The organism is Bradyrhizobium sp. SK17 (genome assembly GCF_002831585.1).
In the GTDB taxonomy this organism is placed as follows: domain Bacteria; phylum Pseudomonadota; class Alphaproteobacteria; order Rhizobiales; family Xanthobacteraceae; genus Bradyrhizobium.
This window is the reverse complement of sequence record NZ_CP025113.1, coordinates 6,630,093-6,644,200: the sequence shown is the minus strand read 5'-3', so window position 1 is coordinate 6,644,200 and position 14,108 is coordinate 6,630,093. Positions and strand designations below refer to the sequence as shown.

Here is a 14,108-nt window from a genome sequence, read left to right as displayed (position 1 = left end):
GCCGGGACGTCAGCGATTAAGCTGAAGGGGCGCGGCGTACTGGATCGCCCGGTCCAAGTGCGCAATTGCGCACAAGGCCGGACGATGACAGTGAGTGTGTGGTCGCAATCTGTTTCATTCTCTCAGGCGGTGTGGGCGGCGTAGGCGGCCTCGTCCATCAGGCCACCGAGTTCGCTCTTGTCAGCGATCTTCAGCTTGAAGAACCAGGCCTTACCGCCGGCATCCGAATTGACCAGCGCGGGCTCGGCGGCCAGCGCCTCGTTGACCTCGATCACCTCGCCGGTGATCGGCGCGTAGACGTCGGAGGCGGCCTTGACGGATTCGACGACGGCGGCGGCCTCGGCCTTCTTCAGGCTGCGGCCGACCTTGGGCAGTTCGACGAACACGACGTCGCCGAGCTGCGACTGCGCGTAGTCGGTGATCCCGATCGTGGCGACGTCGCCCTCGATGCGGAGCCATTCGTGGTCGGACGTGTACAGCGTCGTCATGGAGATCCTCTGGCGTTCAGCGTTTGTAGGTGTTGGGGACGAAGGGCGTGGCGGCGACCTTGAGCGGCAGCCGCTGGCCGCGCACTTCGGCGAAAACAATGGTGTCGAGCGCGGACAGGGCGGTGGGCAGATAGCCCATCGCAACCGGCGCGTTGAGGCTCGGGCCGAAGCCACCCGAGGTCACCTTGCCGATTGGCTCGGTCGAGGTCGGGTCGGCGAACAGCAAGGCGCCTTCGCGCACGGGCGCGCGGCCCTCCGGCCTGAGGCCGACGCGGCGGCGCGATGCGCCTTGTGCGAATTGGCTGAGGATCTTGTCGGCGCCGGGGAAGCCGCCGGCGCGGGCGCCGCCGCCGCGGCGGACTTTCTGCACCGACCATTCCAGCGCGCCTTCGACCGGCGTCGTCGTGGTGTCGATGTCGTGGCCGTAGAGGCAGAGCCCGGCCTCGAGCCGCAAGCTGTCGCGGGCGCCAAGCCCGATCGGCAGCACGTCGGGATTGTCGAGCAGCGCGGTAACCAGGGCTTCGGCCTTGTCGGCGGGCACGGAGATTTCAAAACCGTCCTCGCCGGTATAGCCGGAGCGGGAGACGAAGCAGTCGATATCGGCGACACGGCGGGGGCCGGCGTCCATGAATTTCATCGAACTGACATCTGCACACAATTTCGCCAGTGCCGATTCGGCCTTCGGGCCTTGCAGCGCGATCAGCGCGCGGTCGTCCAGCGACACGATCTCGCAGACGTCGGAGAGATGCGCGCGCAGATGCGCCTCGTCCTCTGCCTTGCAGGCGGCATTGACCACCAGGAACAAATGATCGCCGAAATTCGCGACCATCAGGTCATCGAGCAGGCCGCCATCGTGATTGGTGAATTGCGCGTAGCGCTGCCGTCCCGGCGCGATCCCGACGATGTCCTGCGGCACCAGTTTTTCCAGCGCCAGCGCGGCGTCGCCGACCTTGCCGGATCTGGCCGTCAGCGTGAGCTGTCCCATGTGGGACACGTCGAACAGGCCGGCATCCTTGCGGGTGTGCAGATGCTCCTTCAGCACGCCGGCCGTGTATTGCACCGGCATGTCGTAGCCGGCGAACGGCACCATCTTGGCGCCGCGTGCCAGATGCAGCGCGTGCAGCGGGGTCTGTTTCAGCGGTGAAGTTTCGCGCGCAAGCATCACAGGGCCCTCGCGGTTCCCGCGGGGACCCATTTCCCCTTGAGAAACCAGCAGAAAGCCCCATCTGTCGCTGTGCCTGAGAGTATTATCCCGTCGGCGGACGCATCGGGGAGAACCCCAGCGCCTCTTTCCAGATGTCAGACGTCACGCGGTCCTTTTGCCTGAGAGTTTCCGGGGCGGTTGCTCCTTCGGCGCCGGCGGTAAGGCCGGTCTCTCCCGACGTGACGGGTTAGAGGTAGGTAGAAAACACGGCGCTACCAAGACTGTCAACGCAGCTGCAACAACTATCCAATGGGCTTTGTGCTGTCGCGGCAAGCCCATGATCCGCCTGCACAGTTTCTGGACACCGCAGCTGGCAATGTCTAAAAGCGTTCGGCCGGAAAATGACGCCTCTTTGCGGCTGGCCGGCCCCTTTTTCCGATTGGATGAACATGAGCAGCGTCAACGACATCAGGTCGACATTTCTGAACTTCTTCAAGGAGAACGGCCACGAGATCGTGGCGTCGTCGCCGCTGGTTCCGCGCAACGACCCGACCCTGATGTTCACCAATGCCGGCATGGTGCAGTTCAAGAACGTCTTCACCGGCGTCGAGAAGCGCGGCTATCAGCGCGCCACGACGTCGCAGAAATGCGTACGTGCCGGCGGCAAGCACAACGATCTCGACAATGTCGGCTACACCGCGCGCCATCTCACCTTCTTCGAGATGCTCGGCAACTTCTCGTTCGGCGATTACTTCAAGGAGCGCGCGATCGAGCTCGCCTGGAATCTGATCACCAAGGATTTCGGGCTCAAGAAAGACAAGCTGCTCGTCACCGTCTACCACACCGACGACGAGGCGGCCGGCTACTGGAAGAAGATCGCGGGCTTCTCGGACGACCGCATCATCCGCATCGCGACCTCGGACAATTTCTGGGCGATGGGCGACACCGGCCCGTGCGGTCCGTGCTCCGAGATTTTCATCGACCGCGGTGAGCACATCTGGGGCGGACCTCCGGGCAGCCCGGAGGAGGACGGCGATCGCTTCCTCGAATTCTGGAACCTGGTGTTCATGCAGTACGAGCAGGTGACGAAGGAGGAGCGCGTGGCGCTGCCGCGTCCCTCGATCGACACCGGCATGGGGCTGGAGCGCATGGCCTGCATCCTGCAGGGCGTCGAGAGTGTGTTCGAGACCGATCTGTTCCGCCATTTGATCGACGCGACCGCGTCGGCCCTCGGCCATGGGCCGAACGAGCAGAACGTGGCGTCGTACCGGGTGATCGCCGACCATCTGCGCTCGTCGGCGTTTCTGATCGCTGACGGCGTGCTGCCGTCGAACGAGGGCCGCGGCTATGTGCTGCGCCGGATCATGCGCCGCGCGATGCGCCATGCGCAGTTGCTCGGCGCAAGCGAGCCGCTGATGCATCGCCTGGTCTGGGCGCTGGTCCGCGAGATGGGCCAGGCCTATCCCGACCTGGTGCGCGCGGAGAAGCTGATCGAGGAAACGCTGCAACTGGAGGAGACGCGCTTCCGCAAGACGCTGGTGCGCGGTCTTTCGATTCTGGATGAGAAGAGCGCCGGCCTCAAGAAGGGCGATATGTTCGACGGCGACACCGCGTTCACGCTGTACGACACCTACGGCTTCCCGCTCGACCTGACGCAGGACGCGCTGAAGTCGCGCGGCATCAGCGTCGACCAGGCATCATTCACCGACGCGATGAACCGCCAGCGCGAGAAGGCGCGCGCCTCCTGGGCAGGCTCCGGTGAGGCGGCGACCGAGGCGATCTGGTTCCCGTTGCGCGAGAAGCTCGGCGCGACCGAATTCCTCGGCTACGAGACCGAGAGCGCGGAAGGCGTGGTGACGGCGCTGGTCAAGGACGGCGCCGAGGTCGATGGCCTCAAGGCCGGCGAGAGCGGCGCGATCGTGCTGAACCAGACCCCGTTCTACGCCGAGTCGGGTGGCCAGGTCGGCGATATCGGCGTGCTGACGGGCGAGGGTGTCAAATTCCGCGTCACCGACATGCAGAAGAAGGCCGGCGATCTGTTCGTGCATGTCGGTACCGTGGAGCAGGGCACGCTGAACGTCGGCACCGCTCTGCAACTCGAGGTCGATCACGCCAGGCGTTCGTCGATCCGCGCCAATCACTCGGCGACGCATCTGCTGCACGAGGCGCTGCGCCAGGTGCTCGGCGATCACATCGCACAGCGCGGCTCGCTGGTCGCGCCCGATCGCCTGCGGTTCGATTTCGTGCATCCGAAGCCGATCACGGCGGAAGAGCTCGCCCGGGTCGAGGACATCGCCAACGACGTCGTGCTGGAGAATGACGAGGTCACCACCCGCATCATGGGTGTCGACGACGCCCGCGAGGCCGGGGCGCGCGCGCTGTTCGGCGAAAAATATGGCGACGAGGTCCGCGTCGTCTCGATGGGCAAGAGCGCCCGCGAGCACGGCCAGAATGCACTTGGCTGGTCGGTCGAACTGTGCGGCGGCACCCATGTCCGCCGCACCGGCGACATCGGCCTGATCTCGGTGACCAGCGAGAGCGCGGTGGCGTCCGGCGTCCGCCGCATCGAGGCGCTGACCGGGCGCCACGCGCGCAAGCACGCCAATGATACGATGGTGCTGGCCAAGACCGCGGCGCAGGAGCTGCGCACCACGGTGGAGGACGTGCCGGCGCGCATCGCCGCGCTGATGGAGGAACGCAAGAAGCTCGAGCGCGACCTCTCGGATGCCCGCAAGAAGCTCGCGATGGGCGGCGGCGGTGCATCGAACGGCGCCGCCTCCGGCGTTCGCGAGGTCGGTAATGTCAAGCTGCTCGCGCGCGCGGTCGAGGGCGTCGAGACCAAGGATCTGAAGAGCCTGGTCGATGACGGCAAGAAGCAGATCGGCTCCGGCGTGGTCGCGATCGTCGGCGTCACCGAAGACGGCAAGGCCGGCATCGTGGTGGGCGTCACAGCGGACCTGACCTCGCGCTTCAATGCGGTCGAACTGGTGCGCAAGGGCTCCGAGGTGCTCGGCGGCAAGGGCGGCGGCGGCCGGCCCGACATGGCGCAGGCCGGCGGCCCCGACGGCGCCAAGGCCGATGCCGCGCTGTCGGCGATCGAGCAAGCGATGGCTGGCGCCTGATCGGCGCTGACCTCAGTCCTTGCGAAGGAAGATGTAATCGGCCGAGTAGGGCGCGCTCCTCAGCGCGCCCGCTTTGTCGCAGGCGCCGCTGAGCTCGCCGCCCGCGGTGTTGATCCGCTGCACGGTCGAGATGCCGGTGAGCACGCCTTCGCCGCGACGGGAGATCACCGCAAGCTTCAGCCAGGGAATGTCGGAGGGCGCCACACCCGGCGCTGTGCCGGTGGTGCGTCCGGTGATGGCGCTGCCGTCGACATGCTCCCAGTTCGGTCCGGCATAGTGCCGTCCGATGGTTCGGCCGTCGGCGATCAGGGTCGCGATCGGTTCGCGAAACGACCAGGCGAGCTTGCCGTCGGTGACCGGCTTGCACTCATAGACTTGCAGGCCTTCGGCGTGGACTGACAGCACTGCGGTCTCGCCCGGCGCCGCCACGGCGTCGGGCAGGGTATCGACGGCCCAGGCCGCCGATCCCGTTGCGAGCAACGAGGCGATCGTCACGGCTTTGAGTAGGGCCATGGTCACGCTCGTCGAGATCGTCCGGAAACGGCGGGCTTAGCCGGCCATCGCCTTCACGAGGTTGTCGGATACCTTGTCGAGGAATCCGGTGGTCGAGAGCCAGCGCTGGTCGGCGCCGACCAGGAGCGCGAGGTCCTTGGTCATGTAGCCCTCTTCGACGGTCGAGACGCAGACCTTCTCCAGCGTGGTCGCGAATTTGGCGAGTTCCGGATTGTTGTCGAGCTTGGCGCGGTGGGCGAGACCACGGGTCCAGGCGAAGATCGACGCGATCGAGTTGGTCGAGGTCTCCTTGCCCTTCTGGTGCTCGCGGTAGTGCCGGGTCACCGTGCCGTGCGCGGCTTCGGCTTCCACCGTCTTGCCGTCCGGGGTGAGCAGCACCGAGGTCATCAGGCCGAGCGAGCCGTAGCCCTGGGCCACAGTGTCGGACTGCACGTCGCCGTCGTAGTTCTTGCACGCCCAGACATAGCCGCCGGACCATTTCAACGCCGAGGCGACCATGTCGTCGATCAGGCGGTGCTCGTAGGTCAGGCCCTTGGCCTCGAATTCCTTCTTGAATTCGCGGTCGTAGACGTCCTGGAAGATGTCCTTGAAGCGGCCGTCATAGACCTTGAGGATGGTGTTCTTGGTCGAGAGATAGACCGGGTAGTTGCGCAGCAGGCCGTAGTTCAGCGAAGCGCGGGCGAAATCGATGATGGAGTCGTCGAGATTGTACATCTCCATCGCGACGCCGGCGCCGGGCGCCTTGAACACTTCGCGCTCGATCACGGTGCCGTCCTCGCCGACGAACTTCAGCGACAGCGTGCCCTTGCCCGGGAACTTGATGTCGGTGGCGCGGTACTGGTCGCCATAGGCGTGGCGGCCGATGATGATCGGCTTGGTCCAGCCGGGAACCAGGCGCGGCACGTTCTTGCAGATGATCGGCTCGCGGAAGATCACGCCGCCGAGGATGTTGCGGATGGTGCCGTTCGGCGACTTCCACATCTGCTTCAGGCCGAACTCCTTCACCCGGGCCTCGTCGGGGGTGATGGTGGCGCATTTGACGCCGACGCCGACCTTCTTGATGGCTTCGGCGGCGTCGATGGTGACCTGGTCGTTGGTCTCATCGCGGTATTCCATGCCCAGATCGAAGTAGAGCAGTTCGACATCCAGGAACGGGTTGATCAGCTTGTCCTTGATGTACTGCCAGATGATCCGGGTCATCTCGTCGCCATCGAGCTCGACGACGGGATTGGATACCTTGATTTTTGCCATGACGGAGAGGCCCCCTTGGGAACAGCGCGCTTTTGACGGCGGGATGGTGGAATACGCCTGCGCTATAGCACCGCCCGGGGGCGGGCGGAAGCGGAGGGGGTATGCACTTTAAGCCCATCTTTTCAGCTAAAACGGGACCTGCGTGGCGGTCCCAGCGACGACGTACCAGGTCACGAACAGGCCCGCGATCAGGGCCCCCGGCAGGCTCGATCCCGTGCGCCGCCAGGTGAAGGTCGCGATCACGGCGACGATCGCCAGCAGCGGCACGAACTGGATCGCCACGATGGTCGAGAGCGGCACGAATCCGGGGTCCGGCACCGGGTTGAACAGCTTTCCGGTCAGCCAAAGCGTGCCGTATTGCAGCACCAGCAGCACGATGAACCCGAGCGTCAGCGCCAGGATGTTGGTCAGATAGAGCCCCGCGCGCGGCGCGCCCATGGTCGAGAAATTCCGGTGCAGCACGTGCAGCGCCACGACGAAAAACGCCGTGAACGGAATCAGATAGATCAGGAAGATGAGGAATTGCTTCGCGCTCATCAATTTGAGTGCGACGATCCAGAACCTGAAGTCGATCTTGAAGGCGAGGTCGGCCAGCCAGAGCGCGGCGTAACCCACTGCAACCGAGGCCACCGCGATCACGACGGATTGACCGACCAGGCCGGCCCGGCTGGCGCGCTTCGGCGCGAACCGCATCAGGGCCAGCGTGATCAGCAGGTTGATGACGGCCCAGACCAGGATCTGGTTGGTGATGCCCTGTGGCAGGAATGCGCTCGGGGTTACGAGCGTGCCGCCGAGCGCGAAGGCCGGATAATAGGTCAGCGCCGGGATGAAGGCGGACAGGATCAACGCCGTGGTCCAGCGCCGGCCTTTGGCGGCCTCATGTGGCGGCATGGTGCCGTCGGCAACCGCCGGCAGCCGCAGGCGGGAGAACATCGGCGCTTCCAGCAGCCCGTCGAAGGTCCCGATGACGAGGGCAACGAAACCGATCAGGGCGATCAGCGTGCCGATCTCCTTGCGGAACCAGATCTGGTCGTCGACCGGACGCGGGGTGCCGCCCTTCAGGGTCTTGGCGAACCAGTCGAGGCTGTAGCCGATCGCCTCATGCGAGATGTGTTCGGCCGGATGGGTCATCGCGGGGGTGTAGAGCACCCGCGCCGTGCCAGCCGCCGGATCGCCATAGACCTTGCCGGGCTCGACCGCGGCCTGGGTGCCGAACAGCGCCCAGAGCTTTGGGCTCGTGGTGACGTCGCGGGCGAGCTGAACGCCCCACATCAGGTCGGGGAATTCCTCATACTGGGCGAACACCAGCGCGGTGTTGCGCGGCCATGAGGTGGTGCCCTCGGCAGCGAACGGCTTGCCGGTGGACGAGCCCTCCAGCACCATCGACTTGTAGTCGTTGGGCATCGCGGCCGCCGCGGCCAGCACGGTCCAGCCGCCCATCGAATGGCCCTCGAGCCCGATATTGTCCTTGTCGACGAACTGGAGGCTGCGGAGATAGGCGAGCCCGTCGGGGCCGCCAAACCCGTTGGCGAAGGAGGGCGGATCGCTGTAGCCATGGCCGGTCTGGTCCAGTGCCAGCACCACATAGCCGCGGCGGGCGAACTCGATGGCGAAGCCGTCCTGGGTCTCGCGCGAATTGATGTAGCCGTGGACGGCCAGGATGCCCGGCGCCGGGATCTGCGCCGTGGCATTCGGCGGGATGTAGAGCAGGGCGCTCATGGTGTTGCCCTTGGCGCCCTTGAACCTGACATCCTCGATCCGGATGCCGCCCGCGGTCTGTGTGAAATGGGCGAGCAGGCCGCCCGCCACGATCAAGACCGCGCCCAGAATTGCCAGCGTCCATCTGCCCCGCATTGTCGTCCCCCCAAGGTGCCTCGCCGTTCAACCGGCGTCTCAAGCGTGCCTTTACAGCTTCGCTTTGGTTGTGGTTGATAGCCTATCCGAAGGCCAAGCGCGCGCAAGCGGCGGCCTTCGCACTGTGCGCCCGGGATTCCGATTGCGGATTCGCAAACGCCGCTAACCCTGTTATCTGCTTGGGGAAAATGGTCCCGCACAAAACCGGTGCAAAGCTGGTTCGAGGGACCTGTATAGATTTTGAATCAGCCGCTTCGGAAGCTGATTCAAAATCTTCAGACGTTGAATCAGAAAGTGAAGTGAGATGTCCGGCACCGACAAGACCAAGGCAGGGCACGACCTTGCCGGTCCCGTCGTCATTTTGGTCGAGCCGCAGCTTGGCGAGAACATTGGCATGGCCGCGCGCGCGATGGGCAATTTCGCGCTGACGCGGATGCGCATCGTCAATCCGCGCGACGGCTGGCCGAATGTCGCCGCGCAACGTGCGGCGGCCGGGGCCGACCACATCATCGGTTCCGTCGAACTGTTCGACACCGTCGAGCAGGCGATCGCCGACCTCACGCTGGTGTTCGCGACCACCGCCCGCGCTCATGACCAGGCCAAGCCGGTGGTCGGGCCAGAAGGCGCGGCAGCCGAGATCGTCCGCCATGTCGCATCGGGCGGCGGGGCTGGCATCCTATTCGGACGGGAGCGTTCCGGCCTGACCAATGAGGAGGTCGCGCTCGCCAACCGCATCATCACCTATCCGGTCAATCCGGGCTTCGCTTCGCTCAACTTGGCGCAGGCGGTGCTGTTGATGGGCTATGAATGGTTCAAGCTCTCGACCGCGGGCGCGTTGCCGTTCGCGATGCCGGAACGATCCGAGCCCGCCTCCCAGCACCAGATGCAGGCGTTCTTCGACAACCTGGTCGCCGAGCTCGACAAGGTCGAGTTCCTGCGCCCGGCCGAGAAGCGCGACACCATGCTGGTGAACCTGCGCAACATCTTCACCCGGATGGATCCGACCAAGCAGGACATGCACACGCTGCACGGGGTGGTGATGGCGATCGCCGAGGGGCGCAAGGGCCCGGCCAAGGGCGGGGTGCTCGACGGCGCCCAGGCCACCCGGCTGCGGGCGCTGCTTGCCGAGCAGGGCCAGGGCGGTGCCGTCGCCGACAATTCCAGCACGGTGCGCGGCCTCGCCCGGCTGCTCCGCCGCAACCCGACCGACGCGGAGCGGATCCTGTGGCAGGCGCTGACGCGGGATCGCCGCTTCGCCGGCCAGTTCAAGCGCCAGACCCCGGTCGGCCGCCACATCCCCGATTTCGTCTGTTTCGCGCACCGGATCGCGATCGAACTGGTCAATCCGGACGAGAGCGATGCCATCGTCGCCGACCGGGCCAATCGCCGCGCCTGGCTCGAGGCACGCGACTACCGCGTGGTCGACATGCAGGTCGCCGACGTCGAGCGCGACCTCGATGGCGAGTTGGCGCGGCTGGAGGGAAGTCTTCGGCAAGGGCGGTGAGCCTCGGTCGTTGTGCTGATTGCCTGATCGCGTCGCGACCTCGTTCCAACGTCGTCCTGGCGAAAGCCAGGACCCGTAACCACCGCATTTCGTGACGTATGGGATCGCGGCGACAGCGTTGCTGCGGGCGGGCAGCATTCTCGGTTCGCCGTCCGGATGGCGAGATACGGAAAATTACTCAACCCTTGGTAGCTAAGGGTCGAACATATGGTATTTTGCACCTGCCAGGACGACATCAATCGTCCGGATTTGGGAGGTCACATCATGAGCCTTTCGTCAAAATTCGCCGCGCCGTCAGCCGTCGCTATTCTGTCAACCGTGTTGCTGTGTAGCCCAAGCAGCCCGGCAGCGTCGCAAACCACAGCGGGGTCCGCTGCGTCGCTTCCCAGCATTACGGTTGAAGGGACCAGGCACGTGGCAGCGACGCACGGGCCGAGACAGGCGGGGAGCGGAGCTGCATCTCGCCGGGGAGCGTCAACCGCCCAATCGTCGACCGCTCGAACGCCATCGGCTGCCCCAGATACGGTTCTGGGAAGGCTTGCCAAGCTTGAGAGAGCCAGCAGCAGTTGCAACGGTGGTTGCGAAACAAGCGTCAGGCACGGCGACACCCCTTGGGTTGGATGTAGCAACTCGGGCGGAGAAAGCTCAGTCGGCGCTTTCTCGGCGACGTGCAGAGACACGCTGACCTACAGGACTTACGCCGAGTGCGTGAGCACCAAGATCTTCATCGGCTGGATACCAAGAGAAGCCCGGTGGCATTGCAGCAGCCTCCAGGTTGCGGGGAAGTTGACCGGAGAGAAGCAGCAAGTCGCCGAACTCAAGCCGGGACGCCGCTAAGGCACGTGAGCTAGGTTGAATCGTCATCACGATTGAGCTCCTTGTTTCCGCACGATCCTCCCGGAGAACCGGGAGGATCATGCGCGCTTTGTCGAGTGGTATTTGTGTGCGGTCGCCAGCCGTCGGAAGCCATCACGTGGTATCAGAACTGCGGTCCTGACTATTCTCGGTCGATTTGAAAATCGCTGATGCTGACGATGAGCGCATTGTGGAACTATCGTCCGTATCAGCGCGCAGCCTGCATCGAAATCGGGCGGCTCGAAACCATCAGGCCGATCTCCCAGGCGGCGCATTTTCACTCCGAAGTCCAGGTCGCGGCCGTCAGTCACGGATCGCGTGTGTACCGGACGCCGCTTGGCGAATTTTGTGGCTCTGCCGGTGACATCGTGATCATCCCGGCTGGCCTGCCGCATGCCTCCCACGGCGACGTGGCGGCGGTCGTGACGCATCTCTACGTGCCAGCCGACCATCCGGCCGCGCATGGCGTGGTGGTCCCGCAGATCATCCGCGGCATGCGCGCGCAGTCGCCGAGTGAGATCATCGACGCCGTCGGATCGGCGCGCAGGGGCGGGGACCGCGGTGGGCGGAGCGCTGCGGCGCTCGTCTTGCCGCAGCAGGTCCTGGACCAGGAGCTCGCTGTCGGCGCGTTGGCCAAGCAACTCGGCTACTCGACCGACGGCTTCATCAGGGCATTCAGGCGGCGGTTCGGCATGACTCCCGCCGCCTATCGCGTCGCGCAGCGGCTGGCGAGTGCTCGCGCCGAACTCAAGCAGGGCAGCGCCGTCGCCGATGTCGCCTATGCGGCTGGTTTCGCAGATCAGAGCCATTTCGGCCGGCTGTTCCGCAGGGCCTATGGCGCCACGCCGGCCGCCTACCGGTCGGCCTTCGTGCGGACGTAGCACGGTCGATTTCGTTCCAGACAGGAGGCGGGCCGCGCGTCTAGCGTGACGTCATGACATCGGCTCCAATTCGTCTCCGCGCGCCATGAATATCCTTGCCCCGCTCCTGGTCCTTGCCGCCGGCTGTAGCGTCGGCTTCCAGCAGCTCTTGAACGCGAATCTCGGAAGGAGTTTGCAGTCGGCCTGGTGGTCCGCCTTTGTCAGCTATCTCGGCGGAACGATTGCGCTGGCGGCCGTGCTCGTGATCTTGCGTGAGCCATTGTTCAGCTCGGCATCCGCGGCCCGCGCGCCCTTGATCGCGTGGACCGGCGGCTTGTTCGGCGCGGCATTTATCGCCACCAGCGTGTTCATGATCCCGCGTCTCGGCGTTGCTACTGTCGTGACCCTGGTGGTCGTCGGCCAGTTGCTCTGCTCGCTGGCCTTCGACCATTTCGGCGTGCTTGGCACACCGCAGCACCCTGCGACGCTGCTGCGGTTGCTCGGTGCCGCATGCCTGATCGCCGGCGCCGCGCTGGTCCGCGCATAGCGCAGCGACCAGCGCGGGCGCGATCAGGCTTTCGATATGCCGCCGTCGATCACCGGCCCGAGGATCTCGTAGCGCTCGCCGTTGAAGCGCACCAGTTGCAGTTGTTCGAGCGGGTAGTAGTCGGTCGGCGAGGTGTTGACCTTGATACCCGACAGCAGCAGATCGGATTCGACATCCCTGAGGTTCGCTGCCTGCCTGATGATGCTCTCGGACGAGACGTCATCACCGCACTGCCTGAGCACCTGAACCATGACCTGGCTGACCACATAGGCGATCGCCGCATAGATATCGTTCTTGGCGGCTGCCGGATCGTATTTGTCGAGGAAGGCCCGCCATTTCACCACGGCGGGGTCGCTGTCCCAGGCCGCATCGACCGGGTCCTTCATATAGGCGCTCGAGATGATGCCCTTGGAGATGTCGAAGCCGGCGGCCTTCAGCGTCGAGCCGGCGGAGGAGGCGTTGTTGCCGATGTAATGCGTCGGCTGCCAGTTCAGCTCGGCGACCTTCTTGATGCCCTGCGCTGCGAATTTCGGCGTGGTCATGCTCATGAACACGTTGGCGCCAGCGGATTTGCAGCGCACCACCTGGCTGTCGATGGTCGGATCCGACGTCTCGTAGGACAGCTCCGCCACGATCGACGATGTCTTGGCGCCGAGCCCGTCCTTGAAGCCCTTGAGGACGTCGCGGCCGAAATCGTCGTTCTGATAGATGATGCCGATCTTGGCATCGGGCTGGGTCGCGAGCACGTGTTGCGCGAACGTCCGGCCCTCGATCTGGTAGCAGGGCATGAAGCCCATGGTGTACGGGAAATTCTTGTGGTCGCCGAACTTGGTGGCGCCCGAGGCGATGAACAGGTGCGGCACCTTCTTCTGGTTCATGTATTTCATGATCGCCGCGTTGGTCGGCGCACCGAGCGGCGAGAACAGCACGTCGATCTCGTCGCTCTCGACCAGCTTGCGCGCCTGCTCCACGGTCTTGGCCGGGCTGTAGGCGTCGTCATAGGTGATGTACTTGATCATGCGGCCGTTGATGCCGCCCTGCTCGTTGATCATCTTGAAATAGCCGCCGGGCGTGCGGCCGATCGACGAATAGACCGCGGCCGGTCCCGAATAGGCATCGATGTTGCCGATGACGATCTCGGTCTTGCCCTTGGCAATGGCGGGCCTGCCGAGCAGCAGCGTGGCCGACGCGGCGGCGGCGCCCTTGATGAGATGACGGCGGGTTGGCTGGATCGGACGAGACCTTGTCATTGCGTTCCTCCGCTTCTTCTTGTTGGCCGTTTGGCAGCCTCTGACGGGCGTGTCGGCTCAGCATTCCACAGTGCTCAAACCGGATCAAACCAGTCTATGGGCGCTGTGCGAAGGAACTTGTGTGGAGGCGCTAGGATTCCGAATATTGGACGGTGCCGGGCTGGCGCGGCGCGGCGGATCGGATGATCCACGCCGCGCCGCATCCCGCAGCCGATCAGGCCGGCAGGGCCCGGCTCGCCGCGCGATCGTGCGCACCGGGCCGGGGCAGCGGAAACACCCGGTCGTAGGCGATGTTGAAGACGAACGCGTAGACCAGATAGAACGCGACGATCGAGATATCCATCATCAGCGCGGCCCACAGCGAGACGCCCAGATACCAGGCGACGAACGGGATCAGCAGCACGATCAGGCCGGCCTCGAACAGCATCGCGTGCGCGACGCGGATCGGCATCGTCTTGGCGACACGGCCGGTGAAACGGACCAGCGCGTGGTCGAAGCCGAGATTGAACAGCAAGTTCCAGATCGTCGCCACGGTCGCCGAGACGACGCCGATGACGCCCATATTGGCGACCGGCTGATTGAACAGCCAGGCGGCCGCCGGCGTGAAGATGGCGATACCGATCAGTTCGAACAGGACTGCGTGCCTGATCCGGTCGGAGAAGGAACGCATAGACATTTGAAAACCCTTTCTTGTCGTTGTGACCGAATTTCTATCTGATA

11 protein-coding genes and 1 riboswitch are annotated in these 14,108 nt (G+C 64.8%); of the genes, 4 read left to right on the top strand and 7 right to left on the bottom strand.

Features of this window, described 5'->3' with window-relative positions:
- Window positions 1-122 precede the first annotated feature (122 nt).
- Complete coding sequence (gene gcvH / locus CWS35_RS30795) at window positions 123-488, bottom strand: glycine cleavage system protein GcvH (RefSeq protein WP_024580891.1); 366 nt, start codon at window positions 486-488, stop codon at window positions 123-125.
- A gap of 16 nt (window positions 489-504) precedes the next feature.
- Window positions 505-1,650: a glycine cleavage system aminomethyltransferase GcvT gene (gene gcvT / locus CWS35_RS30790; RefSeq protein ID WP_100955236.1), complete on the bottom strand. Its 1,146-nt coding sequence runs from the start codon at window positions 1,648-1,650 to the stop codon at window positions 505-507.
- A gap of 139 nt (window positions 1,651-1,789) precedes the next feature.
- Window positions 1,790-1,880, bottom strand: a riboswitch (glycine riboswitch).
- Between the two features lie 201 nt (window positions 1,881-2,081).
- Here gcvT and alaS point away from each other — a divergent pair.
- Entirely contained in the window at window positions 2,082-4,754 is a 2,673-nt protein-coding gene (gene alaS / locus CWS35_RS30785; protein WP_024580889.1) for an alanine--tRNA ligase, read from the top strand.
- A 12-nt stretch (window positions 4,755-4,766) separates the two neighbouring features.
- Here the strand turns inward: alaS and CWS35_RS30780 are convergent, their stop codons facing one another.
- From CWS35_RS30780 to CWS35_RS30770, 3 genes are all read right to left on the bottom strand, one after another.
- Window positions 4,767-5,267 (bottom strand): DUF3455 domain-containing protein, encoded by a 501-nt coding sequence (locus tag CWS35_RS30780; RefSeq protein WP_168226406.1) that lies wholly within the window; start codon window positions 5,265-5,267, stop codon window positions 4,767-4,769.
- A 36-nt stretch (window positions 5,268-5,303) separates the two neighbouring features.
- Window positions 5,304-6,518, bottom strand: a complete 1,215-nt coding sequence (locus CWS35_RS30775; RefSeq protein WP_024580887.1) for an NADP-dependent isocitrate dehydrogenase — start codon at window positions 6,516-6,518, stop codon at window positions 5,304-5,306.
- A gap of 126 nt (window positions 6,519-6,644) precedes the next feature.
- Window positions 6,645-8,372 (bottom strand): S9 family peptidase, encoded by a 1,728-nt coding sequence (locus CWS35_RS30770; protein ID WP_245438743.1) that lies wholly within the window; start codon window positions 8,370-8,372, stop codon window positions 6,645-6,647.
- Window positions 8,373-8,676: 304 nt separating this feature from the next.
- Here CWS35_RS30770 and CWS35_RS30765 point away from each other — a divergent pair, with 304 nt between their 5' ends.
- The 3 genes from CWS35_RS30765 to CWS35_RS30750 all read left to right on the top strand — a co-directional run bounded on the left by CWS35_RS30765 (window position 8,677) and on the right by CWS35_RS30750 (window position 12,138).
- A complete protein-coding gene (locus CWS35_RS30765) occupies window positions 8,677-9,876 on the top strand; it encodes a TrmJ/YjtD family RNA methyltransferase (RefSeq protein WP_100955234.1) in 1,200 nt (399 codons plus the stop codon).
- Between the two features lie 1,025 nt (window positions 9,877-10,901).
- Window positions 10,902-11,612 (top strand): AraC family transcriptional regulator, encoded by a 711-nt coding sequence (locus CWS35_RS30755; protein ID WP_100955233.1) that lies wholly within the window; start codon window positions 10,902-10,904, stop codon window positions 11,610-11,612.
- A gap of 85 nt (window positions 11,613-11,697) precedes the next feature.
- Window positions 11,698-12,138, top strand: coding sequence for a DMT family transporter (locus CWS35_RS30750; protein WP_100955232.1), 441 nt, complete (start codon window positions 11,698-11,700; stop codon window positions 12,136-12,138).
- Window positions 12,139-12,161: 23 nt separating this feature from the next.
- Here the strand turns inward: CWS35_RS30750 and CWS35_RS30745 are convergent, their stop codons facing one another.
- Both CWS35_RS30745 and CWS35_RS30740 read right to left on the bottom strand, forming a co-directional pair.
- Window positions 12,162-13,388, bottom strand: coding sequence for an ABC transporter substrate-binding protein (locus CWS35_RS30745; protein WP_100955231.1), 1,227 nt, complete (start codon window positions 13,386-13,388; stop codon window positions 12,162-12,164).
- A gap of 214 nt (window positions 13,389-13,602) precedes the next feature.
- Window positions 13,603-14,064 carry a PACE efflux transporter gene (locus CWS35_RS30740; RefSeq protein ID WP_168226405.1) on the bottom strand — a complete coding sequence of 154 codons (462 nt, stop codon included), beginning with the start codon at window positions 14,062-14,064 and terminating at the stop codon, window positions 13,603-13,605.
- Window positions 14,065-14,108 lie beyond the last annotated feature (44 nt).

Bases quoted from the DNA above. Each gene is read 5' to 3' on its own strand.
- gcvH (WP_024580891.1), bottom strand. From the start codon at position 488: ATGACGACGCTGTACACGTCCGACCACGAATGGCTCCGCATCGAGGGC.
- gcvT (WP_100955236.1), bottom strand. From the start codon at position 1,650: ATGCTTGCGCGCGAAACTTCACCGCTGAAACAGACCCCGCTGCACGCG.
- alaS (WP_024580889.1), top strand. From the start codon at position 2,082: ATGAGCAGCGTCAACGACATCAGGTCGACATTTCTGAACTTCTTCAAG.
- CWS35_RS30780 (WP_168226406.1), bottom strand. From the start codon at position 5,267: ATGGCCCTACTCAAAGCCGTGACGATCGCCTCGTTGCTCGCAACGGGA.
- CWS35_RS30775 (WP_024580887.1), bottom strand. From the start codon at position 6,518: ATGGCAAAAATCAAGGTATCCAATCCCGTCGTCGAGCTCGATGGCGAC.
- CWS35_RS30770 (WP_245438743.1), bottom strand. From the start codon at position 8,372: ATGCGGGGCAGATGGACGCTGGCAATTCTGGGCGCGGTCTTGATCGTG.
- CWS35_RS30765 (WP_100955234.1), top strand. From the start codon at position 8,677: ATGTCCGGCACCGACAAGACCAAGGCAGGGCACGACCTTGCCGGTCCC.
- CWS35_RS30755 (WP_100955233.1), top strand. From the start codon at position 10,902: ATGCTGACGATGAGCGCATTGTGGAACTATCGTCCGTATCAGCGCGCA.
- CWS35_RS30750 (WP_100955232.1), top strand. From the start codon at position 11,698: ATGAATATCCTTGCCCCGCTCCTGGTCCTTGCCGCCGGCTGTAGCGTC.
- CWS35_RS30745 (WP_100955231.1), bottom strand. From the start codon at position 13,388: ATGACAAGGTCTCGTCCGATCCAGCCAACCCGCCGTCATCTCATCAAG.
- CWS35_RS30740 (WP_168226405.1), bottom strand. From the start codon at position 14,064: ATGTCTATGCGTTCCTTCTCCGACCGGATCAGGCACGCAGTCCTGTTC.